The organism is Streptomyces uncialis (genome assembly GCF_036250755.1).
In the GTDB taxonomy this organism is placed as follows: domain Bacteria; phylum Actinomycetota; class Actinomycetes; order Streptomycetales; family Streptomycetaceae; genus Streptomyces; species Streptomyces uncialis.
Window position 1 is genome coordinate 7,416,032 of record NZ_CP109583.1, and the last position, 23,390, is coordinate 7,439,421.

The following is a 23,390-nucleotide window of genomic DNA, read 5'->3' on the forward strand; positions in this document are numbered from 1 at the left end:
AACGTCCGTACCGAGCGCGTTGGAGCGAGGACGGAGAATCCCGACCGGCCCCGCCCCGAAGAACCGGCGGAAGGCGCCCCGAAAGGGGCGCGGGGAACTGCGCGAAGACGAGGACCGGCCCGCACCCGAAGCAGCGACCGCAAGAGGGCAGCATCCGGGGGCGCGGGGAACTGCGCAAAAAGCGAGGGCGGCCCCGCACCCGAAGCAGCGGCCGTAAGGGGGCAGCACCCAGGGGCGCGGGGAACTGCGCACCCCACGAGCGACGGCACAGGAACGAAGTGCGCCCACCCGGACAGACCCAGAAGCGCAAGCGAAGGCGACCCGCAGGGAACCGCGCACGGAAAGCCCCCCTACGCCCCCCGGGAGGCCGCCGCCGCGAACTGGACCGCCAACCCGTCCAGCAACGCGGACAGCCCCGTCTCGAACGCCCGCTCGTCGATCACCTGCTGACGCTCCGCGAGAAGATGCGCCTGGCCGAGCCGCGGATACTCCGCCGGATCGTAGGCGCTCTCGTCGTCCACGAACCCACCCGCGAACGACCCCAGCGCCGCCCCCATCACGAAGTACCGTATGAGCGCCCCGATCGACGTGGCCTGCGTGGGCGTCCACCCCGCGTCCACCATCGCCCCGAACGCCGCGTCGGCGACCCGCAGCGCGGCCGGCCGCCGCCCCGGCCCCCGCGCGAGCAGCGGCACCATGTGCGGATGCGCGCTCAGCGCCCGCCGGTACGACACGGCCCAGTCGCGCAGCGCGGTACGCCAGTCCCGCACGTCGTCGAACATCGACAGATCGACCTGCGCGCTCACCGAGTCCGCGACCGCCTCCAGGATCTCGTCCTTGGTCCGGAAGTGGTTGTACAGCGACGGCCCGCTCACCCCCAGCTCCGCGGCGAGCCGGCGGGTGGACAGCGCCGCCAGCCCTTCCGCGTCCACCAGCGCACAGGCCGTCTCGACGATGAGGTCCCTGCTGAGCAGCGGCTTACGGGGTCTGGCCATGCGCCACATAGTAGAGCGGAGGTATCCTCCCGGACCCCTCGCCGGGATACCCCGCAGGGGTCTGAGTACCGAACTGAGTACCCGTACCGATCCGGTCCGCCCCGGGCCGGGCGACCCTGTGCGACATGAGTGACTCACCGGTCAAGCAGCAGTCGACGGCGGCGTTCCACGTTCAGGCCGTCGTGTCGTTCGTCATCGCGATCGCCGCCACGGGCATCGGTATCGCCCGCCTGGACGCGAACTCCTGGGTGCGGGGCTTCCTCGCCATCGCCGTCCTGTATCTCGTCACCTCGTGCTTCACGCTCGCCAAGGTGATCCGTGACCGGCAGGAGGCCGGTCAGCTCACCAGCCGGGTCGACCAGGCCCGGGTGGACAAACTGCTCGCCGCCCACGACCCTTTCGAGAAGCTCTGAGTCCCCGAGGGGGCGCCGGGGTCCGGCGGTGTCCGCCCTCCGTTCGCTAAGCGCTTGCTCACCCGCAAGGGTAAGGTGGCCTCCCTGACCTGCGGAGAGGAGTACGCGATGACTGCGGAGGAGACCGGCCGTGACGCCCAGCCCTGGGGCGAGGTCACACCGGACGCGGCCAGACGGCTGCTGGTGGCGGCCGTGGAGGCGTTCGCCGAGCGCGGCTACCACGCGACGACCACCCGGGACATCGCGAGCCGCGCCGGGATGAGCCCGGCGGCGCTCTACATCCACTACAAGACCAAGGAGGAACTCCTCCACCGGATCAGCCGCATCGGCCACGACAAGGCGCTGGACATCCTGCGCACGGCGGCGGACGGCGCCGGCACCCCGGCCGAGCGGCTCGCCGTCGCGGTCCGCTCGTTCGTCGGCTGGCACGCCGCGCAGCACACCACCGCCCGGGTCGTGCAGTACGAACTCGACGCGCTCGGCGAGAGCGCGCGGGCCGAGATCGTCGCGCTGCGCCGCCGGACGGACGGGGTGATCCGCGAACTCGTCGACGACGGCGTCCGCGCGGGGGAGTTCGACGTGGCCGACCCGGCGGGCACCACGGTCGCCGTGCTGTCGCTGTGCATCGACGTGGCCCGCTGGTTCAACGTCGGCGGACGGCGGACACCCGACGAGGTCGGGGCGCTCTACGCCGAACTGGTGCTGCGCATGGTGGGGTTCCGGGGTGACCCGGCAGAGGTGGCCGGCGCTCAGAAGTAGTACCGGGACACCGACTCCGCGACACACACCGGCTTGTCGCCGCCCTCGCGCTCGACCGTCACCGCCGCGGTCACCTGGACGCCGCCGCCCGCCTCGGCCACCTTCCGGAGCTCGGCCGTGGCCCGCAGCCGGGAGCCCACCGGTACGGGAGCGGGGAAACGCACCTTGTCGGTGCCGTAGTTGAGCCCCATCCGCACCCCCTCGACCTGGAACACCTGGGGCACCAGCACGGGGAGCAGCGACAGGGTCAGATATCCATGGGCGATCGTCGTGCCGAACGGCCCGGCCGCCGCACGCTCGGGGTCGACATGGATCCACTGGTGGTCGCCGGTCGCGTCGGCGAAGAGGTCGACGCGCCGCTGGTCGATCCCCAGCCAGTCGCTGTACCCCAGCCGCTCACCGACCGCGGCGCCCAACTCCCCGGCGGATCGGAAGATCCTCGGCTCTGCCATGTCCCTGTGCCTTCCCCGTACCGCGCAGACGGTTCCGGTCGAACGATCTGCCTAAGCGCTTGCTCAGAATGCGGGTACGGGCGGGCCGTGTCAACGGTGACGCGTTCCCGGCGTTCCGCCGCGTTCCGGGAGCGCGCGGTGCGCGGCGGGCCCGGATGACGCCGTGCCGTACGCCCCGCGGGATCGGTAGGCTGCGAAGGGTGTCCCAGATCCCGGTGAAGATCCATGAACTCACGGTCGGCCAACTCGCCGCCCGCAGCGGCGTAGCGGTGTCCGCCCTGCACTTCTACGAGTCCAAGGGGCTCATCCGCAGCAGCCGCACCTCCGGCAACCAACGCCGCTTCCACCGGGACGCGTTGCGCCGCGTCGCCTTCGTCCGGGCCGCCCAGCGCGTGGGCATCCCGCTCGCCACCATCAGGGACGCCCTCGCCGAGCTGCCCGAGGAACGCACCCCGAACAAGGAGGACTGGGCCCGGCTGTCCCAGGCATGGCGCAGGGAGCTGGACGAGCGGATCAAGCAGCTCGGACGGCTGCGCGACCATCTCACCGACTGCATCGGCTGCGGCTGTCTCTCGCTGGAGACCTGCGTCCTGTCCAACCCGGGCGACGCGTTCGGCGAGGACCACACCGGTTCACGGCTGCTCCCCGCCCGGCTCCAGAAGGCGCGGCCCCCGATGGGCCGTGTCGTCGAACCGGCCCAGGAGACCTGCGACCCGCAGGACGAGAGCTGCTGACGCGGCGGGCCACCCGCACCGCCCGTACGGTGCCCCGGCGCCGCACCCCGGCCCCGGCCCCGTGCCCGTGCCCGGTACCGTCGTCACACCGACACGAGCAGGGCTCCCCGGCGGGCCCGCAGCAGCGCGCCACGGGTCAGTACCGGCTCGGGCACCACGATCCCGCACTCACCGCACACCGGCCCGGAGGACGGCTCGTGCGCCAGGCTCTCCGACCACACCAGACGGTCGCCCGCGCACACCGGGCACCCTTCGCCCGGCTCCCGCTCCAGCGCGGCGATCAGCCGCCGCAGCACCTCGCCCAGCGACTGCCGGGGATGCCGCCGGGGGTCGTCGCACCAGGCGACACCGAAGCCGCCCCAGGTCAGCCGGTGCCAGTCGTCCACACTCCCGGGCCTGCGCAAACCCCCGTGCTTCTCCTTGCGCCGGCGCTCCGCGAACTGCGCCTCGTACGCGAGCCAGACGGCCCGCGCCTCCTCCAGCTCGTCGAGCGCGGCCACCAGCCGCGCCGGGTCGGGTGACCTGTCCTCCGGCCCGAAGCCGGCCCTGGAGCACAAGTGGTCCCATGTCGCGCGGTGTCCGTAGGGGGCGAACCGCTCCAGGCACTTGCGCAGCGAGTACCTTCGCAGCGCCAGGTCGTTGCGCGGGTCGCGCACCTGTCTCGCGAGACTCCGGAATCCGGCCATCGTCCTGCACCTCCGTCACATGTGCGCCAGCACGTGGTCGACGTCGTTCGGGCGTTGAGGAGTAGACGAACGAGCGACCGGATTGGCTCCCTCTCATTTTCCGGGTGGGCGAACGATTGGCTGGAAGGAGGCGTTTGGTCCGGCGTTCATGCCGGTCAAGGCGCTTAACTCAAGGGGAAGTTGACCCGCGCTCTCCTTCGGCCGCCGGTATACGGCCGGTAACGTGCGTCGTGTCACACCCGTGGCGCCAGTGGCTGATGTTCCCGCAGGTCAGGGAGTTGTGGCCGACCCATTGGCCCGCCTATGGGCGATGCCGTCCCGCCGGTCGGGGGGACCTGGCCCCGGCCGACCGGCGGGACGGGCCCTGTCGATGCCCGCCGGGTCCGTCAGCGGTACGCCAGGTACCGCCCGCGCACCGCGCGGAACGCCGACAGCTCGTGCCGCCAGCCGGCCACCACCTCGTCCGTCCCCGCACCCGCGTCGATCATCGTGCGGACCCGCGTGGACCCGGTCAGATGGTCCACCCAGTACGACGACGTGCCGTCCGGCCGCCGGTCCAGCCGCCACACGAAGCCGTCCCAGACCTGCTTGGCGGTCACCAGCAGCCCGATCCCCGTACGCACCGGATCGAACGCCTCGCGGTCGTCCACATGGACCTGGACCCCGCCGATGGTCTGGCCCGAGAACTTGCCGAACGTCGGGGCGAAGTACGCCTCCCGCAGCCGTACCCCCGGCAGCCCGAGGGCGTTCGCGGCGGCGGCCCAGCGGCCGTCCAGCCCCTTGGCCCCGATCATTTCGAATGGCCGGGTCGTGCCCCGCCCCTCGGAGAGGTTCGTCCCCTCGAACAGACAGGTGCCCGCGTACACCAGCGCCGTCTCGGGCGTGGGCATGTTCGGGCTCGGCGGCACCCACGGCAGCCCGGAAACGTCGTAGAAGTCGTCGCGCCGCCAGCCCGACATCAGTACGGTGTCCAGCTCCACCGGCCGCTCCAGGAACTCCCCGTTGAACAGCCGCGCCAGCTCCGCGACCGTCATCCCGTGCGCCTGGGCGATCGGCTCCCGGCCCACGAAGGTCGCGAACTCCGGCCGCAGCAACGGCCCGTACGCCCCACGCCCGGTCATCGGGTTCGGCCGGTCGAGGACCACCATCCGCTTGCCCGCGAGCCGGGCCGCCGCCATGCAGTCGTACAGCGTCCAGATGTACGTGTAGAACCGCGCGCCGACGTCCTGGATGTCGAAGACGACAGTGTCGACCCCGGACGCGGTGAACACATCGGCGAGCTCCCGCCCGCTCAGCCGGTACGTGTCGTAGACGGGCAGCCCCGTCGCCGGGTCGTCGTGACGGCCCTCCGAACCGCCCGCCTGCGCGGTGCCCCGGAAGCCGTGCTCGGGGCCGAACACGGCGGTGAGTTCGACCCGGTCGTCCACATGCATCACGTCCACGATGTGCCGGACGTCCCGGGTGACGCCCGTCGGGTTGGTGACGACACCGACCTTGTCCCCCGCGAGCAGGGCGTAGCCGCTCGCCTGGAGCCGCTCGAAGCCGGTGCGCGTACGGCGACGGGACCGGCCGCGGTCACCGCCGTCCGCCGCGGCGGGGGCCGCCACCGCGGCTCCGGCCGCCACCGTGCCGCCCGTGGCGGCCAGCAGTCCGCGTCTGGAGAGGGTCATCGGAGTACCTCCAGGTTCGAGCGATTCCGCACAGAATCCGTCACATTCGAACCCTGTGGTGATCGCGAAACGGTCATGATCACGCACGGTAGCGCGGGCCGCGGCGCCGCGGAACGTCCCGGACACAAGTGATCGGCCGAGCGGACCGCCCACACCCGCCGGACCGCCCCCCGGCCCGACCGCAGCCGCGTACGCCCCCGCCACGCCCCGCCGGACGCCCTCCCGCCCCTCCCGCCCCTCCGCGTCCGTACGGCCCGGGGCCCGGGACGTGGGGCGATACCGTCCCGCCGGTACGGACCCCGCCGCCGTCCCCCTCGGGGCGATATCCCCGCGCCCACCGCGCCGGCAGATGGGAAGATCCTCCGGCGGGAGCCGAACGGCACCCGGGCGAGCCGGACCGGTGGTCCACGACAACAGGAAGGCGGGCGGCCACGTGCCCAGGACGACGGACACGGACGGGGCGACCGTCCCGCAGCGGCTGCTGGCGGCGGCCACCCGGCTCTTCGCCGACCAGGGCTACGACCGGACCTCGGTCCAGGAGATCGTGGAGGCGGCCGGAGTCACCAAGGGCGCCCTCTACCACTACTTCGGTTCCAAGGAGGACCTGCTCCAGGAGATCTACTCCCGGGTGCTGCGCCTCCAGCAGGAACGCCTCGACGCGTTCGCCGCCCGCGACGCCCCCGTGGAACGGCGACTGCGGGACGCCGCCGCCGATGTCGTCGTCACGACCATCGAGAACCTGGACGACGCGGTCATCTTCCAGCGCTCCATGCACCATCTGAGCCCGGCGAAGAACAAGCGGGTACGCGCCGAACGCCGCCGCTACCACGAACGGTTCCGCGCCCTGATCGAGGAGGGCCAGGCCGCCGGTGTCTTCTCCACCCGCACCCCGGCGGACCTCGTGGTCGACCACCACTTCGGCTCGGTCCACCATCTGCCCACCTGGTACCGGGCCACAGGCACCCTCACCCCCACGCAGATCGCCGACCACCTCGCCGACCTGCTGCTGCGGGCCCTGCGCCCCTGACCCGCCGGACGACTGCCCGAGGCGCCGCCCCGCCGGAACGCGCCCCCGCTAGAACACGACGGCCGCCGCGCACACCGCGAGACCCACCGCGCACAGCGTGCCGACCGCCGCCGCCCACACCATCAGCCGGGGCGGATCCACGGGATCGCCCGTCAGCTCCTGTATCCGCCGGTGCGCCACGGCCAGCAGCCCCAGCCACACCAGCACGCACAACGCGCAGGCGACCGGACCCACCGCGCCCTCCCCGTCCTGGAACGCCGAGCGCGCGGCCAGTACGGTCACCACCGTCGCCGTCAGCGTCGTACGGCGCCACGCCAGCCTGGTGCGTTCCGGCTGGAGCCCCGGGTCGCGTACCCCGGCGCCGGTCATGTCAGCCCGCCCAGCCCGCGAGGACGATCACGACCATCGCCAGGGCCACTATGGCGATGACGACGCTCAGCAGCGCGGGGAACCGCGACACCGGCAGGTCCTCGCCGCGCCGCATCGCCCGCTCGCAGCGCACCCAGTGGTTCACGGCGCGCAGCGCGCACAGCACGCCCGCCGCGAGCAGGGCCAGCGCCAGCCCGACCCGCCAGCCCCAGCGCAGATCGGGCAGGAACTGGTCCACCGCGAAGCCGCCGCCGATCAGCGCGAGGGCGGTACGGAGCCAGGCCAGGAAGGTGCGTTCGTTCGCCAGCGAGAAGCGGTAGTCGGGGGTACGGCCCTCCTGTGCGAGCCGGGCCGGCGCGAACCAGAGCCGTACGGAGGAGAACGCCCGGCCGCCCGGCCGGTCCCGTCCCCCCGGTCCGGTCGGCGCGTTCACGGGGACACGTCCCGCGCGGCCCGGAACGCCTTCAGCCGTCGGTACGCCTCCAGGCCGTCCGGCACCCAGTCCCAGGAGCCGAGCCGGGCGTCGATCTCCTCCTCCGGGACGAAGTCGTGCCAGGCGACCTCGGAGAGCTGGGGGCGCACGGGCAGCGCGCAGCGCACCTCGTACACCGCCGACCACCAGCCGCCCTGGCCCTCGCCCCGGTACAGGAACCGGAACAGGGGGGTGGGCCGGGGGAGTCCGCTGACCCCCAGCTCCTCCTCCGCCTCCCTGAGGGCCGCGTCGTCGTAGGACTCGCCCGCGCCGACGACGCCTCCGACGAACATGTCGTAGCGCGACGGGAAGATCAGTTTCGACGCCGTGCGGCGGTGGACGAAGACACGGTCGCCGGGGTCCCGGGCGAGGACGAAGACACAGCGGTGCAGAAGGCCGCGGGCGTAGACCTCGCCCCGGGGTACCCGGTCGACGACCTGGTCGTCCTCGTCCACCACGTCCAGGACCTCGGCCCTCGCGTCGGCCGCGCCGTCCGTGTCCGTGCCAGCTGCACCCATCCCCCCATCCAACCACCGCCCACCTCCGCTCGCGCCTCCGGGCTACCTGTGCGGGTCGCCTTCGCTCGCGCCTCTGGGTCTGTCCGGCTGGGCGTACTTGTCCCTGTGCGGGTCGTTCGTGGGTGCGCAGTTCCCCGCGCCCCTTAGGTCGCGCCCCTTGCGGTTCCCGTTCGGGTGCGGGCCCTCCGTGGTTGCTCGCGCAGTTCCCCGCGCCCCTTTGGCGGCGCCTCCTGAGGCTGTCGGTCAGGTGCAGGTCCTTGGGGTTGAACCCTCCTCCTCGTGCAGTCGCATGGCTGCGGGAGGGGGTGGGCGGGAATCTCTGCCCGCAGACTCCGATGCTCTTCAGTCGAGTCACGGAACGTCTTACCGAGCGTGTCGGATCGAGGACGGAGAATCCCGACCGGCACCGACCCGAAGAACAAGCAGATGGCGCCCCAAAGGGGCGCGGGGAACTGCGCGAAACCACCGAGCGACGGCACAGGAAGAGGTACGTCACGCCGGACGGACCTGGGAAGCGCAAGCGAAGGCGACCTGCGGGGAACTGCGCGAAACCACCGAACGACGGCACAGCAACGAAGTACGCCCAGCCGGACGGACCTGGGAAGCGCAAGCGAAGGCGACCCGTCCCGTTCACCCCCCATGGAGCTCACCCGCCCGCTCGAACCGCCCCGCCCCCCGGGGCATCGCCGGGTGCAACCCGAGCAGCACGATCCCCCCGACCACCGCGAGCAGCCCCACCACCTCCCCCAGCAGCGCGAGCGGGTCCGTCCGCAGCCGGTCCCCGAGGAACCCGACCCCGCAGACGATCCCCGCGATCGGCTGCGCAGCCGTCAACGCGGGCAGCGACATCCGCAACGGCGCCATCTCGAACGCGCTCTGCACCAGCAGCAACCCGGTCACCCCCAGCACCAGCACCGCGTACGGCTGCCAGGTCGCGACCACCACGGTCCAGCCGTCCTCGGCGAACCGCAGCGCGCTCACCCGGGTGAGCGCGTCCTGGAGCCCGTACAGCAACCCCGCCGCACCCCCCAGCAGTACCGGTGCCATGACCAGCCGGGCCCGCAGGGCCAGCAGTACGAGCAGCGCCGCGAGGCCCGCCACCGCCCCGATGATCAGCCACTGCCGGAGCGGGTCGGTCACGGCCTCCCCGGCCTCCGGCTGCCCCGCGACGATGAACAGCGTCACCCCGCCCGCGAGCACCGCGAGCCCGGACCAGCCCTGCGTACCCAGCGGCTGCCCGGTCACCGCACGGGACAGTGCCAGCGCGAACAGCAGATTCGTGGCGAGCAGCGGTTCGACCAGACTCACCTGGCCATGGGCGAGGGCCAGCGCCCCGAGGACCATCCCGCACACCATCAGCGCGATCCCGCCGAGCCACCGCGGCATCCGCATGAGATCCAGCAGCAGCCGGAACGACAGGAAGTCGCTCAGGGGCGCCCGCTGCGCCGCGTCCTGCTGGAGGACGAACCCGAAGCCCAGGCAGCAGGCGGCGCAGACCGCCAGGACGACAACGAGTACCGACACGTCGTTACCCCTCACGACAGCCGGGCCCGAGCCAGCCGGGCCGCCGGGTACGTGGCCGGTGAGTCACGGCCCCGGGACGGTTGACGCCGGTCACGCCGTCCCCAAGGATCTGACCCACCAGTAACCCCAGTATCCCCATGGGTGCGCCGCCCCGCCGGTGCGGCAGGCGGGAGCGCGGCTGAGAAGAGGGACGGCCCATGGCGTACGACGCCGATGTGATCGTGATCGGTGCGGGTCTGGCGGGCCTCGCGGCGACGGCGGAACTGGTCGACACGGGTCGCAAGGTCGTCCTGCTGGACCAGGAGCCGCCGCAGTCGCTCGGCGGTCAGGCCCACTGGTCCTTCGGGGGTCTGTTCTTCGTGAACTCCCCGGAACAGCGCCGGATGCGGATCAAGGACAGTCACGACCTCGCGCTCCAGGACTGGCTCGGCACCGCCGGATTCGACCGTGCCGAGGACCACTGGCCGAGGCGCTGGGCCGAGGCCTACGTCGATTTCGCGGCGGGGGAGAAGCGGGCCTGGCTGCACCGCCAGGGGGTGCGATTCTTCCCCGTGGTCGGCTGGGCCGAACGGGGTGGTTACGACGCCACCGGCCACGGCAACTCCGTCCCCCGCTTCCACATCACCTGGGGCACCGGCCCGGGGCTGCTCGCCCCGTTCGCCCGCCGGGTCCGCGCGGGTGCCGCCCGGGGGCTGGTCGATCTGCGGTTCCGGCACCGGGTCACCGCGCTGTGCGGCGCGGCGGGCACCGTGGACACGGTGGGCGGCGAGATCCTCGACCGCTCCGAGGTGGCCCGTGGCAGGCCCAGCGGCCGGGATGTCGTCGGCTCCTTCGAGCTGCGGGCCCAGGCCGTGATCGTCACCTCCGGGGGGATCGGCGGCAATCACGAGCTGGTCCGCCGGAACTGGCCCGCGCGTCTCGGCCGGGCGCCCGAGCGGATGGTCGCCGGGGTCCCGGCCCATGTCGACGGGCTGATGCTCGGTGTCACCGAGGCCGCGGGCGGCCGTCTGATCAACGGTGACCGGATGTGGCACTACACCGAGGGCCTGCACAACTGGAACCCGATCTGGGAAGGTCACGGCATCCGGGTCCTGCCCGGCCCGTCCTCCCTGTGGCTCGACGCGCGCGGCAACCGGCTCCCCGTACCGCTCTTCCCCGGCTTCGACACGCTCGGCACCCTCGAACACCTCATGGACACCGGCCATGAGCACAGCTGGTTCGTCCTCAACCGCCGTGTGATCGGCAAGGAGTTCACGCTCAGCGGCTCGGAGCAGAACCCCGATCTCACCGGACGGTCCGTCCGCGGGGTGATCGACCGGGCCCGCGCCGACGTGCCCGCGCCCGTGCGGGCGTTCATGGACCACGGCGAGGACTTCGTGGTCGAGCACGACCTGGCCGCCCTCGTCCGGGGCATGAACGCCCTCACGGGTGAACCGCTGATCGACGAGACGGATCTGCGGCGGGTGATCACCGCGCGGGACCGTGAGGTGGCCAACCCCTTCACCAAGGACTCCCAGATCACGGCGATCCGCGGCGCGCGGTCCTTCCTCGGGGACCGGCTGATCCGTACGGTCGCCCCGCATCCGATCCTCGACCCGAAGGCGGGTCCGCTGATCGCCGTCCGGCTCAGTGTCCTCACCCGTAAGAGCCTCGGCGGACTGGAGACCGATCTGTCCTCCCGTGTCCTCACCGAGAGCGGCGAACCCCTCGGCGGGGTCTACGCGGCGGGCGAGGCGGCGGGGTTCGGCGGTGGCGGGGTGCACGGATACCGCTCGATGGAGGGCACCTTCCTCGGCGGCTGCCTGTTCTCCGGCCGGACCGCCGGCCGTGCCGCCGCCCGCGCGACGGGCTGACGCCTCCCGAGCCCGTACAAGTGCGCCTGGAATCGGGGGAGTACGGGAGGAACCGGGCGCAACGGGATACGTGCTCCGGCCACGCATAGCGTCGGAGGGGTGGGGTAGGACCACTTCCGAACCCCGGGTCGGCGCCTCCGCGGCCCCCGTTCCCGTCGCCCGTCCCGCATGATCACGGGCGCAACGATCAAGCCGCCACGCCGATTACGCCCCCCGGATCGCGGGCGCACTTGGGTAATAAGTGGCATCGAAGGGACAACTCGACCGTCCGATCAGGCACTTGACACGTGTAGGTGGGCTGGTGGCCCTTGACTCGGAGCACCCCCTACCGGTTTGCTGTCCGTGATCATTCGCTCAACACACCGTGTCGGGGAGGAAGTCCCGCGGTGACGCCACCCCCACCGCCACTGGGCCGTTCGCGCAAGCGGGGCTCTCATGTCTTCGACGCGGCCCTCGACGACACGGCACTCGCGACCGCCCGTACCGCGCTCGGTCAGGGCCGCTGGTCCGTCGTCCGCGGGCTGCTCGTCGACACCGGCGACGACTGGGACCGCCGCGGCCACCGCGTCACGGCGCTCGCCCAGGAGACCACCACCTCGGCCTGGGCCCAGGACTGGCGGATCGCCGAGCCCGAGTCCGCCGACGCCGCGGTCCTGTTCGCCCTGGCCGCCGTCCAGCGCGCGCTGAACGGCAAAGCGCGCCCGGACGCGGCGCGCGCCGCCTGCCGCACCGCCGCCGGGCTCGTCCCCGCCGACCCCACGCCCTGGCTCGGACTGCTGATGCTGGAACGCACGGTCGGCACCGAGGAGGACGTCGTCCAGCTCTTCGACGAGGTCCGCCACCGGCACCCCGACCACCACCACGCCCACCATCTGATGATCGCCCGGCTCGCCGAGCGCCGCGCCGACGCCGGACAGGACCCCATGCACGAGGTCTACGACTTCGCCGCCTGGGCCGCCGAACAGGCCCCGGCGGACTCCCCGCTGGCGATCCTGCCGGTCGTCGCGCACGCCGAGCGGTACCGCGTGCTGGCCCTGGCCGGCCGGGAGCCCGCCGACCCGCTGTCCTCGGGGCACTGGGTCGGCCGCCGCGCCCGCCAGGTGATGAAGGCGGCGTTCGACTGGTGGCTGGAGTGGGAGCGCGAGGACCACCCGCGCAACCGCGTCGACCTCAACTTCCTCGCCCACGCGAAGTACTGCGGAGGCCGCGCCGCCGAGGCCGCGGCCCTCTTCCACCGCATCGGCAACCACATCACCCCCGCCCCCTGGTCGTACCCCGACCGGGACCCGTCCGAGGCGTTCAGGGAAGCGCGCAACGCGTCCCTCGGCACCGGATGACCCCCACCCCACATCCCCGCGCCCACCGGCGGTAGGCGCGGACGCACCACCAGTGTCACCAGCACCACCGCAAGCACCATCGCGGAAGAAGGCACCACCGCGCGGAACCGGCACCTCGGGTGCGAACCAGCGGTTCTGCGCGCTGCACGATCGGCGGCAACAGCATTGGCAACACCAGCACCACCGGTGACGTCGTCCTTATCGGCGTCACCCGTCACCACCCGCACCACAGGTACGACGGGCATCACCCGGCACCACACGTACGACTCGCACCACCCGTACCACCGGGTCGTGCACCGCTCGGCCGTACCCCGGTACGGCCGCGGTCCACGTCGGCCGCGCCCGCACGAACCGGAACACGCCTGACCCGCCCACCCGAAAGGACAAACCCCGCCATGACGACGGGCAGTTCGAGCACGAGCGAAGCCAGATCGACCACCGGAGCGAAGTCCGGCGGCGGGATCAACACCTTCAAGGGCCAGGACCGCGCACTGCGCGCGGACCGGCTCGGCACGGCGGGACTCCTCCTGTCGGTGCTCGCCGCGACGGGACCGCTCATGGTCGTCGCGGGGGTCATGCCCACCACCTTCGCGGTCATGGGCATCGTGGGGCAGCCACTGCTCTTCGTCATCCTCGGCGTCGTCCTCATCCTCTTCTCCTTCGGATACGCGGAGATGAGCCGTCATGTTCACAACGCGGGCGCTTTTTACGCGTACATTTCCCGCGGCCTCGGCGGAACCGCCGGAGCGGGCGCCTCGCTCGTGGCGCTGGTCGCCTACAGCGCACTCCAGGTCGGCCTCTACGGGCTCCTCGGCTTCGAGGTCTCGCTGCTGCTGAACGCCCACTTCGAGGTGTCCGTCCCCTGGTGGATACCCTCCCTCGCGGGCGCCGCGATCGTGGGCTTCCTCGCCCTGATGAAGATCGACGTCAACGCGCGCGTCCTCGGTGTGCTGCTGCTGATCGAGGTCGCCCTTGTCGTCGTCTTCGACATCGCCGCGCTCTCCGAGCCCGCCAAGGGCGGTGTGTCGCTCGCCGCGTTCAACCCGGAGACCCTGACCGGCGCGGGCATCGGCACCGCGCTGTGCTTCTGCATCGCCGCCTTCACCGGCTTCGAGCAGGCACCCGTGTACGCCGAGGAGACCAGCCGCCCGCAGGTCGTGGTGGCCCGGGTGATGTTCCTCGCGGTGACCTTCGTCGCGCTGTTCTTCGCCTTCAGCTCCTGGGCGCTGACCGTCGCCGCCGGGCCGGACGGGATCGTCCCCGCCGCGCAGGAGCACACCGCCGGACTGCTGTTCGTGCTGACCGAGAGCAGGCTCGGGGAGACCTTCGCCGACCTCATGCACATCCTGCTGGTGACCGGTGTGTTCGCCGCGACGCTCAGCTTCCACAACGTCGTCTCGCGCTACGCGTTCGCCATGGGACGCGAAGGGCTGCTGCCCGCCGTCTTCGGCCGCACCAACAGCGCCAGCGGCGCCCCCGGCACCGGCGCGCTGCTCCAGACCGGTATCTCCGTCGTCGTGATCGCGGCCTTCGCCCTCACCGACACCAAGGAGACCGGCGACCCGACCGCGCCGATCCTGCGGCTGTTCACCTGGATGGGCAACGTGGGCGCCTTCGGGGTGATCCTGCTGATGGCCACCGCCTCGCTCGCGGTCATCGTCTTCTTCGTGCGCCGGGGCGCCGCCCGCGCACAGCTCTGGCGGCTGATCGCGTCCGGCGTCGCCGGGGTGTCGCTGCTGGTGATCGCCGGGTACACCGCCAAGGACTTCTACCTCCTCGTCGGCGCGGGCCCCGACTCGGCGCTGCGCTGGGTCCTGCCCGGGATCATCTTCCTCGCCGCCGCCGTCGGGCTGTCCGTCGGCGCGTACCTCAAGGCACGCAAGCCCGAGGCGCACGCCCGGATCGGCCTCGGCAACGAGGCGTTCCAGCTGGAGAAGGCGGCCGAGGAGGGTTCCTGACCCCCGGGGCGCACGTCCGGTGACGCAGGGAGGGGCGGTCCGTCGTACGACGGACCGCCCCTCCCGCACATCCCGGCCTTCCCGGTGACCGGCCTCAGACCCCCGGGACCACCCGGGCCACCTGGGCCGTCGAGACCACCTGGACCGTGCGGACCACGTCGGCCACCTGGATCACCTGGATCACCTAGATCACCAAGGACAGCAGCAGGACGATGGCGCCCGCGACCACCGAGATGATCGTCTCCATGACCGACCAGGTCTTGATGGTCTGGCCGACGCTCATCCCGAAGTACTCCTTCACCAGCCAGAAACCGGCGTCGTTCACATGGCTGAAGAAGAGGGAACCGGCGCCGATCGCCAGCACCAGCAGTGCCAGGTGGGTGCTCGACATATCGGCGGCCAGCGGGGCGACCAGACCGGCGGCCGACACCGTCGCGACCGTCGCGGAGCCCGTCGCCAGCCGGATCACCACGGCGATCAGCCAGGCCAGCAGCAGCGCGGGGATGGACCAGTCCTCGGAGATCTCCAGGACCATCTGGCCGACGCCCGAGTCGATCAGCGTCTGCTTGAAGCCACCGCCGGCGCCGACGATCAGCAGCACACCGGCGATCGGGCCGAGCGACTTCTCGACCGTGGTCGACAGCCGGCCCTTGGTGAACCCGGCGGCCCGGCCCAGCGTGAACATCCCGACGATGACCGCCGCGAGCAGCGCCATCAGCGGCGAACCGATCACGTCGAACACCCGCTGCACCATGTTGGCGGGGTCGTCGATGATGATCTCGACCAGCGCGCTGCCGAGCATGAGGACCACGGGCAGCAGCACGGTGAAGACGGTCGCGCCGAAGCTGGGGCGCTTGTCCAGGTCCTCGGAAGGACGCGCCTGGATCATCTTCTCCGGCACCGGCACATCGACCCAGCGGGCCGCGTACTTGGCGAAGACCGGACCCGCGATGATCACGGTCGGGATCGAGACGAGGACACCGAGCGCGAGGGTGAGACCGAGGTTCGCCTGGACGGCGTCGATCGCGACCAGCGGGCCGGGGTGCGGGGGTATCAGCCCGTGCATCACGGACAGACCGGCCAGCGCGGGGATACCGATCCGCATCAGCGAGTAGTTGCCGCGCTTGGCGACCATCAGCACGACGGGGATCAGCAGCACGATGCCGACCTCGAAGAACAGCGGCAGACCGATCACCGAGGCGATCAGCACCATGGCCCACGGCATCGAACGGCCGCTCGCCCTGGCGAGGATCGTGTCGACGATCTGGTCGGCGCCCCCGGAGTCCGCGAGCAGCTTGCCGAGGATCGCGCCGAGCGCGATCAGCACACCGACACCGGCGACCGTGTTGCCGAGGCCGGTGGTGAAGCTGGGGATCACCTTGTCCAGCGGTGCCCCGGCGAAGGCGCCGAGGGCGAGCGAGCCGATGGTCAGCGCGAGGAACGCGTGGACCTTGAACTTGGTGATGAGCAGGACGATGACGGCGATGCCCGCGAGAACGGCGATCCCGAGCTGGGCGTGGCCCGCGGAGGTGATCGGCGCGACGGGGTCCGCTGCCAGCATCTCGACGCTGAGACTGGTCACGGTCGGTTTCCTTGGGGACTCGGTCGTACGGGGAGGTACGGCGGTGAACGGGGCAGGGGGTGGAGCGGGGGGAGCGGGGGAGCGGATGCGCGGAGGACCGGTCGGGTGGGGTCGGGACGGTCCGCGCGGGTGGGGGTGCCGGGAGCGGCGGGTCGCGGGGCGGGGCCCGGACCCGGGGGTCAGCCCTCCGTACCGGCGGGGGCCGGACCTGCGGCGGCCGGGTCGGTGGCGGGCCGCAGCGCCTCGGCGGCCCGGCGCGCGATGTCGGCGGGGGTGCCCGTCACATCGACGGCGACGCCCGCCTCGTCCGGCTGGAGCGGCTGGAGCGTGGCGAACTGCGAGTCCAGCAGGGCCGTCGGCATGAAGTGCCCCTGCCGGTGGCTCATCCGGTCCTCGATCAGCGCGCGGTCGCCCGTCAGATGCACGAACACGAGCCCGGGAGCGGCCGACCTCAGCCGGTCACGGTAGCCGCGCTTCAGCGCCGAACTGCTGACGACCCCGCCGAGCCCGTCCCGGGTGTGGGCCCATTCGCCGATGGCGTCCAGCCACGGCCGGCGGTCCTCGTCGGTGAGCGGGGTGCCCGCGGTCATCTTCGCGATGTTCGCGGCCGGGTGGAAGTCGTCGCCCTCGGCGTACGGGACGCCCAGCAGCTCCGCGAGCAGCGGACCGACTGTTGTCTTCCCGGTCCCCGCCACGCCCATGACCACGATGACATGGGGGGTCGGCGGTGTGTTCTTCACGATCTGGGGTCCTCGTGTCGATGGATGTCCTTGTTGACCTGGCCGAGACCTCGTCGGCATCACCCGTTTTCAACCGGTTCGTTGGCTTCCAAGGGGTCTGGCGGCGAGGTGTCACGACACTGAAACCTATTAGGTCTGATGAATTCAAGAGTCTGTGACATAAAAGTCTGACTTTTCGACTTCGTCTCGCCCGGGGTCAGCTCGTACGCTGAGCGGCATGACCACACCGGGCCGCGGCCTGCACGCCCATGTCCTCGACACCCTCGGCCCGGCGATCACCGCGGGCGAGTGCCCGCCGGGCAGCGTGCTGCGGACCGACGAACTGGCCCAGCGCTTCGAGGTGTCCCGCTCGGTGATGCGCGAGGCGGTCCGGGTACTGGAGTCGATGCGGCTGGTGGAGTCCCGCCGCAGGGTCGGCGTCACGGTCCGGCCCACCGAGGAGTGGAACGTCTACGACCCCCAGGTCATCCGCTGGCGGCTCGCGGGCGCCGACCGCCCCCGCCAGCTGCGCTCCCTGACCGTGCTGCGCTCCGCCGTCGAACCGGCCGCCGCCGCGCTGGCCGCCCGCCACGCCACCGCCGAGCAGTGCGCGGAACTCACCCGGTGCGCCCTCGGGATGGTCGCCACCTCACGCGGACGGCAGTTGGAGGGGTACCTCGTCCATGACATCGCCTTCCACCGGGTGATCCTCACCTCGTCCGGCAACGAGATGTTCGCCCGCCTCGGCGATGTCGTCGCCGAGGTCCTCGCGGGCCGCACCCATCACCAGGTCATGTTCGAGGACCCGGACCCGGCGGCCGTCACCCTGCATGTCCGGGTCGCGGAGGCGGTACGCGAGGGCGACACGGTCCGCGCGGAGGAGCTGACCCGCCAGATCGCGGTGGGCGCCCTCCAGGAGCTGGACATCCTCGCCCCCTGACCCGCGCCCGCCCCGGGTCCACGGCCCCGTACGGCCCGGAAGCAGGACCCGCCCCGCTCGGTCCTCCCCTCAGCCCTCCCCGAACTCCCCGTCCACGTAGACCCACGCGCCGTCCACCCGCGCGAACCGGCTGCGCTCCACCAGCGCCCCGGCCCGGCCGTCCTCCAGGTACGAGGCCCGGAACGACACCGTGCCCACCGCGTGGAACGCCGACCCCTCGCCCGTCCCGGTGATCTCCAGCCCCGTCCACCGCAGCGCGGGATCGAACTCCACCACCGGCGGCCGGGTCGACGGGTGCCAGGTCCGCAGCAGATATCCGGCGTCCCGCACGACGAACGCCGCGTACCGCGACCGCATCAGCGCCTCCGCGGTGGCCGCAGCCCCCTCACCCCGGTGGAACCGCCCGCAGCACTCCGCATACGCCGGGCCGGCGCCGCACGGGCAGTCCACGGGAGCGGCCGGGGCCGGCCCGGCGCCGAGGCCCGCCGCGGCATCACGGGCCGGGCGGGAACGGGCATTGCGCGAGGGTCGTCGAGCCATACGCCCATTGTGCCCGCCCACATCACGCCGACTGTTCCGGCGCCGGGCCCGTCCGGTCGCCGGGGCAGCGTTCTCCCGCGTGCTTGCGGCGACGGGGGAGCCGCGGGCACGACACCGAAGTGACCCGGTAATGGAGTCACTGCCCGAAAATGCAGAAGACCCCTGATCATCAGGGGTCTCAGCTGGTGTCCGAGGGGGGACTTGAACCCCCACGCCCGTTAAAGGGCACTAGCACCTCAAGCTAGCGCGTCTGCCATTCCGCCACCCGGACCGGTGGTGTGTCGCGGTTTCCCGCGGCGACGTGGGAAACCATAGCAAAGAATCCGGACCCTGATCACGCGGGCCGTCCGGTACCCGCGGCCCGGCCGGGGGCGCCCGCCGGGGTGACCCCCGCGGCAGCGTGAACGGCGCATGTCGGGCCGGGCCGGCCCTTGGGGGAGACGGGCAAGGAGGGAGAGTATGGAGGGGAGAGCAGCAGGCAGCGACAGTGGGAGGAACCGCCGTGAGCGAGTCGAACAGGGCCGCCGGGCCCCGGACCGTCACCGGAGAGGACGAGGTCGTCGATCTCTGCCGCGACCTGATCCGGATCGACACGAGCAACTACGGTGACCACTCGGGCCCCGGTGAGCGGGGTGCCGCCGAGTACATCGCGGAGAAGCTCGCCGAGGTCGGACTGGAACCCCGCATCTTCGAGTCCCACCCGGGCCGCGCCTCCACGGTCGCCCGGATCGAGGGCGAGGACCCCTCCCGCCCCGCACTGCTGATCCACGGCCACACCGACGTCGTACCGGCGAACGCCGCCGACTGGACCCACGATCCCTTCTCCGGCGAGATCGCGGACGGCTGCGTATGGGGGCGGGGCGCCGTCGACATGAAGGACATGGACGCGATGACCCTCGCGGTCGTCCGGGACCGGCTGCGCAGCGGGCGCAAACCGCCCCGCGACATCGTCCTCGCGTTCCTCGCGGACGAGGAGGCCGGTGGCACGTACGGCGCCCGGTACCTCGTCGACAAGCACCCGGACCTCTTCGAAGGGGTGACCGAGGCGATCGGTGAGGTCGGCGGTTTCTCGTTCACCGTCAACGAGAATCTGCGGCTGTACCTGGTGGAGACCGCCCAGAAGGGCATGCACTGGATGCGGCTCACCGTCGAGGGCACCGCGGGCCACGGCTCCATGACCAACAACGACAACGCCATCACGGAACTCTGCGAGGCCGTCGGCCGGCTCGGCCGCCACCAGTGGCCGGTCAGGGTCACCAAGACCGTACGGTCCTTCCTCGACGAGCTGTCCGACGCGCTCGGCACCCCCCTCGACCCCGAGGACATGGAAGCCACCCTCGCCAAGCTCGGCGGTATCGCCAAGATGATCGGCGCGACCCTGCGCAACTCCGCCGCGCCCACCATGCTCGGCGCCGGGTACAAGGTGAACGTCATCCCCGGTGAGGCGACCGCGCACGTCGACGGACGCTTCCTGCCGGGGTACGAGGACGAGTTCCTGGCCGACCTCGACCGCGTTCTCGGCCCGCGCGTCCGGCGGGAGGACGTGCACGGGGACAAGGCCCTGGAGACCACCTTCGACGGCGACCTGGTCGACGCCATGCAGACCGCGCTGCGCGCCGAGGACCCCATCGCCCGGGCCGTGCCCTACATGCTGTCCGGCGGCACCGACGCCAAGTCGTTCGACGACCTCGGCATCCGCTGCTTCGGCTTCGCGCCGCTCAAGCTGCCGCCGGAGCTGGACTTCGCGGGGATGTTCCACGGGGTGGACGAGCGGGTCCCGGTGGACGGCCTCAAGTTCGGGGTCCGGGTGCTGGACCGCTTCCTCGACGCTTCCTGACGGCGGCCGGAGCGGCCGGTTCCGTTATTCGGGCGTATGTACGGAGCCGCTCCGGAAAGAGTGAATCCGAAGATAAGCTCGTAGCTCCATTGCGCCCTCCTCGTTACAGGTGGTGCGGTCCGCGTGCTGGGGACCGTTCTGCCAACAAGGAGGAACTCATGATCAAGAAGGTCGTCGCCGTCGCGGCTGCCACCGGTGGCCTCATGCTCGCGGGTGCGGGCCTCGCCATCGCCGACGCCGGTGCCCAGGGTGCCGCCGTGGGGTCCCCCGGCGTGCTCTCGGGCAACGTCGTCCAGGTGCCGGTCCACGTGCCGATCAACGTCTGCGGCAACACCGTCAACGTGGTCGGTCTGCTGAACCCCGCCTTCGGCAACACCTGTATCAACAGCTGATTGCCGCGCCTCCTTCCGTGAGGCCCTGAGGTCCTGGCCCCGGAGTGCCATCCATGCACTCCGGGGCCATCGCTTTTGGGGGCCGGGGGAGGGGCGGGGACGGTACGGCACCAGGCATGGCACAGCGAGTACGGAGCAGGGGCAGGGAACAGGTGGTTATGCGACAGGTCACGCGCAAGGGACTGATCACGATGGTGGCCGCGACCGGCGCCTTGGCGACCGGGGGCGGATACGCGCAAGCGGACTCCGGCGCGCACGGTACGGCGCCCGGATCTCCCGGTGTGCTCTCCGGGAACACGGTCCACGCGCCCGTGGACGTCCCGGTCAACGCGTGCGGAAACACGGTGAACGCCGTGGGGCTCCTCAATCCCGCGTACGGGAACACCTGTGTGAACGCCTCCGCGCGGGGCGGCCCGCAGCGGCCCGGCGGAGCGCACGCGGGCGGACGGACCACCGACTCACCGGGGGTGGCCTCCGGGAACACCGTCGAGGCCCCGGTGCACGTCCCGGTGAACGCGTGCGGCAACAGCGTCGACGTCATCGGTGTCGGCAATCCGGCCATGGGCAACGACTGCGGCAACGGCGACGCGGGCACCCCGCCCGGGCGGCCGACCGAGCCGACCGAGCCGACGGAACCTGGTGGGCCTGGTGGGCCCGGGAACCCGGGGGGTCCCGAGGCGCCCGGCACTCCTGGGAACCCCGGCACTCCCGGGAACCCCGGTGGTCCTGAGGGCCCCGGCACGCCCGGTGGGCCCGGCACCCCTGGGCAGCCGGGGACGCCCGGGACGCCGGGGAGCCCCGGTACCCCCGCGACGCCGGGTACCCCCGGTGCGCCCGGTACTCCGGGTGCTCCCGGGGGGCCCGTCGCCCCGGAACAGCACACGAAGCCCGGGACGGAGACCCGCGGCTGGCCCGCCGGGCCCGCCCGTCACACGGTCGGCTCCTCGGACCGCGGCGCGGCCCGCGCCGCGGAATCCCGCACCGGGGGCAGCCTCGCCGAGACCGGCAGCCCGCTGCCGATCGGAGCGGCCGGACTGCTCGCCGCGGGCGCGGCGCTCGGCGGCGGAGTCCTGTACCGCCGGGGGCGTGTGGGTGCGTGAGGGGCGCGCGCCCCGGCGCCCGTCACCCCGGTGACAGTCGTCGCACGACCGGGCGTCGCCCGTGCGGGGGTCATCCGTACGCCCTGCGGGGTCTGACGGCCCCGCTGTCACGGACATCACACGGCGCGCTCACGGCGGCCGGAACCCCGCAGGTCACCGCCTTCGGCGACCGCGCGGTACCGGGATCTCGTCGCTCTCCGTAAAACACTGAGTGGGCCCCGCGAACGCGGGGCCCACTTCCCTTTCGCCGTGGTCCGTCACCATGTGGCGCGCACCTGGCGGATGATCCGGCGCCGCAACCGCACCCTGCGGCTGCCGTCCGGGTGCAGTCTCAGACGGTCCAACTCCCAGTGTCCGTACTCCGCGTGGTCGGTCAGCAGGCGGGTCGTGTCCTTGCGGGTCACCCCGCGGGGGACATACACGTCGACAAATTCGTATTCCGGCATCGCATCTATTGTGCGGGCACCGGCCCGGTACGGATAGCGTCTGCACTATGTCTGATGCTGCGCAGCCCACGGTTGCCGAGGTACGCGCCGCCGCCGAGGCGGTCAAGGCCGCGCTCGACCGCCACCTTGCCGCGGTCGAGCGGAGGTCGGGGGAGGATGACCCGGCCGTCTACGAAGCGTTCAACGAGTTGGCCGTCGCGGCCGAGGAGTACGACGAGCTGCTCTACGACCGCTACGACGAGGTCACCCCCTTCGAGATCCCCGGTTCGGAGGACGCCCTTCCTCCGTACACCGGCCCCGAGGAGCCGAACGCGGTCAGCGTGCTGATCCGCCGCGACTACTCGGTGGTGGAGCCGCAGCGGCTCATGGCCCAGGCCCAGCGCGTAGAGGCCGCCGAGGCGGACGGCGCGCCGCTCGTCGACACGGCGGGCACCACCGTGCACGGCGCGCTCGGCGTCCTCTTCGGGGAGTTCGAACCCGACGAGATCGCCTCCCGGCACAAGGAGTTCGGGCTGGAGGAGGGCGACTCCACGCTGTGGGTGACGGCCACCGACGACCCGGAGGACCCGGGCGTGTGGCTGGAGAGCCCCTTCGAGCACGCGGACCCGCAGCGGGTGGTGTGCCGCTTCGATGTCAGCGCCGTCTTCGACGACGAGGACATCGTGGACATCGACGATCTGGACGACGACATCGAGGACACCGTGCGGACCGGGGCCGTCGAGCCCCGCACCGACACGGCGGACGCCCTCACGGACCTCGTGGACGCGGCGGTCGACGACGACCGCCCCGGGCTGGAGGACGACCTCGACATCGAGCCCACCTCCGGTCGCGACGACGACCCGGACGACGACCCGGACGGCGAACCCGATCCGGACGGCGGCGATCCCGACGGCGAGGGGCCGCAGCGGCGCGACGGGGGACGCTGACCCGCTGCCCGCACCCCACCGCCACGCACAACCCACCGGCCCCCGGGCTCCCCGTAGAGGGACCCCGGGGGCCGGTCGCCGTTCCACCCTGACGCCCTGACGCCCTGACGCCCTGACGCCGTGACGCCGTGACGCCGTGAC

Annotated in this window: 24 protein-coding genes and 1 tRNA gene; 12 read left to right on the forward strand and 13 right to left on the reverse strand. The window is 72.1% G+C overall.

The genetic code is table 11. The annotated features are described in order from the left end of the window. Window positions 1-350: 350 nt before the first annotated feature. Window positions 351-995, reverse strand: coding sequence for a TetR/AcrR family transcriptional regulator C-terminal domain-containing protein (locus OG711_RS31025; protein WP_329561808.1), 645 nt, complete (start codon window positions 993-995; stop codon window positions 351-353). 125 nt (window positions 996-1,120) lie between these two features. Here OG711_RS31025 and OG711_RS31030 point away from each other — a divergent pair, with 125 nt between their 5' ends. Beyond that, a complete protein-coding gene (locus OG711_RS31030) occupies window positions 1,121-1,408 on the forward strand; it encodes a YiaA/YiaB family inner membrane protein (RefSeq protein WP_329561810.1) in 288 nt (95 codons plus the stop codon). A gap of 108 nt (window positions 1,409-1,516) precedes the next feature. Then, a complete protein-coding gene (locus OG711_RS31035; protein WP_329561812.1) occupies window positions 1,517-2,167 on the forward strand; it encodes a TetR/AcrR family transcriptional regulator in 651 nt (216 codons plus the stop codon). On the opposite strand, the gene OG711_RS31040 is transcribed toward OG711_RS31035, so the two are convergent. After that, window positions 2,158-2,619, reverse strand: coding sequence for a MaoC family dehydratase (locus tag OG711_RS31040; protein WP_329561814.1), 462 nt, complete (start codon window positions 2,617-2,619; stop codon window positions 2,158-2,160). The genes OG711_RS31035 and OG711_RS31040 overlap by 10 nt on opposite strands. A 200-nt stretch (window positions 2,620-2,819) precedes the next feature. Here OG711_RS31040 and soxR point away from each other — a divergent pair, with 200 nt between their 5' ends. Beyond that, on the forward strand, window positions 2,820-3,353 hold the full coding sequence (gene soxR, locus OG711_RS31045) for a redox-sensitive transcriptional activator SoxR (protein ID WP_073792305.1): 534 nt from the start codon (window positions 2,820-2,822) through the stop codon (window positions 3,351-3,353). An 83-nt stretch (window positions 3,354-3,436) separates the two neighbouring features. Here the strand turns inward: soxR and OG711_RS31050 are convergent, their stop codons facing one another. Both OG711_RS31050 and OG711_RS31055 read right to left on the reverse strand, forming a co-directional pair. Next, window positions 3,437-4,039, reverse strand: coding sequence for a hypothetical protein (locus tag OG711_RS31050; protein ID WP_073792304.1), 603 nt, complete (start codon window positions 4,037-4,039; stop codon window positions 3,437-3,439). Between the two features lie 386 nt (window positions 4,040-4,425). After that, window positions 4,426-5,709 (reverse strand): exo-beta-N-acetylmuramidase NamZ family protein, encoded by a 1,284-nt coding sequence (locus OG711_RS31055; RefSeq protein WP_329561817.1) that lies wholly within the window; start codon window positions 5,707-5,709, stop codon window positions 4,426-4,428. 433 nt (window positions 5,710-6,142) lie between these two features. Here OG711_RS31055 and OG711_RS31060 point away from each other — a divergent pair, with 433 nt between their 5' ends. After that, entirely contained in the window at window positions 6,143-6,736 is a 594-nt protein-coding gene (locus tag OG711_RS31060; protein WP_073792405.1) for a TetR/AcrR family transcriptional regulator, read from the forward strand. 48 nt (window positions 6,737-6,784) lie between these two features. On the opposite strand, the gene OG711_RS31065 is transcribed toward OG711_RS31060, so the two are convergent. The 4 genes from OG711_RS31065 to OG711_RS31080 all read right to left on the reverse strand — a co-directional run bounded on the left by OG711_RS31065 (window position 6,785) and on the right by OG711_RS31080 (window position 9,619). Then, window positions 6,785-7,105: a DUF202 domain-containing protein gene (locus tag OG711_RS31065; RefSeq protein ID WP_073792302.1), complete on the reverse strand. Its 321-nt coding sequence runs from the start codon at window positions 7,103-7,105 to the stop codon at window positions 6,785-6,787. Window position 7,106: 1 nt separating this feature from the next. Next, window positions 7,107-7,538 (reverse strand): YidH family protein, encoded by a 432-nt coding sequence (locus OG711_RS31070; RefSeq protein WP_073792301.1) that lies wholly within the window; start codon window positions 7,536-7,538, stop codon window positions 7,107-7,109. Next, entirely contained in the window at window positions 7,535-8,095 is a 561-nt protein-coding gene (locus tag OG711_RS31075) for an NUDIX hydrolase (protein ID WP_329561821.1), read from the reverse strand. The genes OG711_RS31070 and OG711_RS31075 overlap by 4 nt, the downstream gene beginning before the upstream one ends. Window positions 8,096-8,725: 630 nt before the next feature. Further along, window positions 8,726-9,619, reverse strand: a complete 894-nt coding sequence (locus OG711_RS31080; RefSeq protein WP_073792299.1) for a DMT family transporter — start codon at window positions 9,617-9,619, stop codon at window positions 8,726-8,728. Between the two features lie 197 nt (window positions 9,620-9,816). On the opposite strand from OG711_RS31080, the gene OG711_RS31085 reads away from it, so the two are divergent. From OG711_RS31085 to OG711_RS31095, 3 genes are all read left to right on the forward strand, one after another. Further along, window positions 9,817-11,472, forward strand: coding sequence for an FAD-binding dehydrogenase (locus OG711_RS31085; protein WP_329561824.1), 1,656 nt, complete (start codon window positions 9,817-9,819; stop codon window positions 11,470-11,472). A 386-nt stretch (window positions 11,473-11,858) separates the two neighbouring features. Continuing rightward, the gene (locus OG711_RS31090; protein WP_073792297.1) at window positions 11,859-12,809 is read left to right on the forward strand and encodes a hypothetical protein; all 951 of its coding nucleotides are present in this window, start codon (window positions 11,859-11,861) and stop codon (window positions 12,807-12,809) included. 395 nt (window positions 12,810-13,204) lie between these two features. Continuing rightward, window positions 13,205-14,767: an APC family permease gene (locus OG711_RS31095; RefSeq protein WP_073792296.1), complete on the forward strand. Its 1,563-nt coding sequence runs from the start codon at window positions 13,205-13,207 to the stop codon at window positions 14,765-14,767. 184 nt (window positions 14,768-14,951) lie between these two features. Here the strand turns inward: OG711_RS31095 and OG711_RS31100 are convergent, their stop codons facing one another. Together OG711_RS31100 and OG711_RS31105 are read right to left on the reverse strand one after the other, a co-directional pair. Continuing rightward, the gene (locus OG711_RS31100) at window positions 14,952-16,349 is read right to left on the reverse strand and encodes a GntT/GntP/DsdX family permease (RefSeq protein ID WP_073792295.1); all 1,398 of its coding nucleotides are present in this window, start codon (window positions 16,347-16,349) and stop codon (window positions 14,952-14,954) included. Between the two features lie 179 nt (window positions 16,350-16,528). After that, window positions 16,529-17,050 carry a gluconokinase gene (locus OG711_RS31105; RefSeq protein ID WP_073792404.1) on the reverse strand — a complete coding sequence of 174 codons (522 nt, stop codon included), beginning with the start codon at window positions 17,048-17,050 and terminating at the stop codon, window positions 16,529-16,531. Window positions 17,051-17,306: 256 nt separating this feature from the next. Here OG711_RS31105 and OG711_RS31110 point away from each other — a divergent pair, with 256 nt between their 5' ends. Continuing rightward, on the forward strand, window positions 17,307-18,008 hold the full coding sequence (locus OG711_RS31110) for a FadR/GntR family transcriptional regulator (RefSeq protein ID WP_329561828.1): 702 nt from the start codon (window positions 17,307-17,309) through the stop codon (window positions 18,006-18,008). A 69-nt stretch (window positions 18,009-18,077) separates the two neighbouring features. Here OG711_RS31110 and OG711_RS31115 read toward each other — a convergent pair whose 3' ends face one another. Then, the gene (locus OG711_RS31115) at window positions 18,078-18,548 is read right to left on the reverse strand and encodes a YchJ family protein (RefSeq protein ID WP_073792293.1); all 471 of its coding nucleotides are present in this window, start codon (window positions 18,546-18,548) and stop codon (window positions 18,078-18,080) included. Between the two features lie 183 nt (window positions 18,549-18,731). Next, window positions 18,732-18,819 (reverse strand) — tRNA-Leu (locus OG711_RS31120). A gap of 231 nt (window positions 18,820-19,050) precedes the next feature. Between OG711_RS31120 and OG711_RS31125 the strand changes: the two genes are divergently transcribed. The 3 genes from OG711_RS31125 to OG711_RS31135 all read left to right on the forward strand — a co-directional run bounded on the left by OG711_RS31125 (window position 19,051) and on the right by OG711_RS31135 (window position 21,877). After that, complete coding sequence (locus OG711_RS31125; protein WP_329561830.1) at window positions 19,051-20,385, forward strand: M20/M25/M40 family metallo-hydrolase; 1,335 nt, start codon at window positions 19,051-19,053, stop codon at window positions 20,383-20,385. Window positions 20,386-20,543: 158 nt separating this feature from the next. Next, window positions 20,544-20,777, forward strand: a complete 234-nt coding sequence (locus OG711_RS31130) for a chaplin (protein ID WP_073792291.1) — start codon at window positions 20,544-20,546, stop codon at window positions 20,775-20,777. Window positions 20,778-20,935: 158 nt separating this feature from the next. After that, window positions 20,936-21,877, forward strand: a complete 942-nt coding sequence (locus OG711_RS31135) for a chaplin (RefSeq protein WP_329561832.1) — start codon at window positions 20,936-20,938, stop codon at window positions 21,875-21,877. 257 nt (window positions 21,878-22,134) lie between these two features. On the opposite strand, the gene OG711_RS31140 is transcribed toward OG711_RS31135, so the two are convergent. Continuing rightward, window positions 22,135-22,323 (reverse strand): DUF5703 family protein, encoded by a 189-nt coding sequence (locus OG711_RS31140; RefSeq protein ID WP_073792289.1) that lies wholly within the window; start codon window positions 22,321-22,323, stop codon window positions 22,135-22,137. Window positions 22,324-22,370: 47 nt separating this feature from the next. Here OG711_RS31140 and OG711_RS31145 point away from each other — a divergent pair, with 47 nt between their 5' ends. Beyond that, on the forward strand, window positions 22,371-23,249 hold the full coding sequence (locus tag OG711_RS31145; RefSeq protein ID WP_073792288.1) for a hypothetical protein: 879 nt from the start codon (window positions 22,371-22,373) through the stop codon (window positions 23,247-23,249). Window positions 23,250-23,390: the final 141 nt, after the last annotated feature.

Excerpts from the sequence above, each read along its gene's own strand:
- OG711_RS31025 (WP_329561808.1), bottom strand. The coding sequence starts at position 995 with ATGGCCAGACCCCGTAAGCCGCTGCTCAGCAGGGACCTCATCGTCGAG.
- OG711_RS31030 (WP_329561810.1), top strand. The coding sequence starts at position 1,121 with ATGAGTGACTCACCGGTCAAGCAGCAGTCGACGGCGGCGTTCCACGTT.
- OG711_RS31035 (WP_329561812.1), top strand. The coding sequence starts at position 1,517 with ATGACTGCGGAGGAGACCGGCCGTGACGCCCAGCCCTGGGGCGAGGTC.
- OG711_RS31040 (WP_329561814.1), bottom strand. The coding sequence starts at position 2,619 with ATGGCAGAGCCGAGGATCTTCCGATCCGCCGGGGAGTTGGGCGCCGCG.
- OG711_RS31050 (WP_073792304.1), bottom strand. The coding sequence starts at position 4,039 with ATGGCCGGATTCCGGAGTCTCGCGAGACAGGTGCGCGACCCGCGCAAC.
- OG711_RS31055 (WP_329561817.1), bottom strand. The coding sequence starts at position 5,709 with ATGACCCTCTCCAGACGCGGACTGCTGGCCGCCACGGGCGGCACGGTG.
- OG711_RS31065 (WP_073792302.1), bottom strand. The coding sequence starts at position 7,105 with ATGACCGGCGCCGGGGTACGCGACCCGGGGCTCCAGCCGGAACGCACC.
- OG711_RS31075 (WP_329561821.1), bottom strand. The coding sequence starts at position 8,095 with ATGGGTGCAGCTGGCACGGACACGGACGGCGCGGCCGACGCGAGGGCC.
- OG711_RS31085 (WP_329561824.1), top strand. The coding sequence starts at position 9,817 with ATGGCGTACGACGCCGATGTGATCGTGATCGGTGCGGGTCTGGCGGGC.
- OG711_RS31095 (WP_073792296.1), top strand. The coding sequence starts at position 13,205 with ATGACGACGGGCAGTTCGAGCACGAGCGAAGCCAGATCGACCACCGGA.
- OG711_RS31105 (WP_073792404.1), bottom strand. The coding sequence starts at position 17,050 with ATGGGCGTGGCGGGGACCGGGAAGACAACAGTCGGTCCGCTGCTCGCG.
- OG711_RS31110 (WP_329561828.1), top strand. The coding sequence starts at position 17,307 with ATGACCACACCGGGCCGCGGCCTGCACGCCCATGTCCTCGACACCCTC.
- OG711_RS31115 (WP_073792293.1), bottom strand. The coding sequence starts at position 18,548 with ATGGCTCGACGACCCTCGCGCAATGCCCGTTCCCGCCCGGCCCGTGAT.
- OG711_RS31130 (WP_073792291.1), top strand. The coding sequence starts at position 20,544 with ATGATCAAGAAGGTCGTCGCCGTCGCGGCTGCCACCGGTGGCCTCATG.
- OG711_RS31135 (WP_329561832.1), top strand. The coding sequence starts at position 20,936 with ATGCGACAGGTCACGCGCAAGGGACTGATCACGATGGTGGCCGCGACC.
- OG711_RS31140 (WP_073792289.1), bottom strand. The coding sequence starts at position 22,323 with ATGCCGGAATACGAATTTGTCGACGTGTATGTCCCCCGCGGGGTGACC.
- OG711_RS31145 (WP_073792288.1), top strand. The coding sequence starts at position 22,371 with ATGTCTGATGCTGCGCAGCCCACGGTTGCCGAGGTACGCGCCGCCGCC.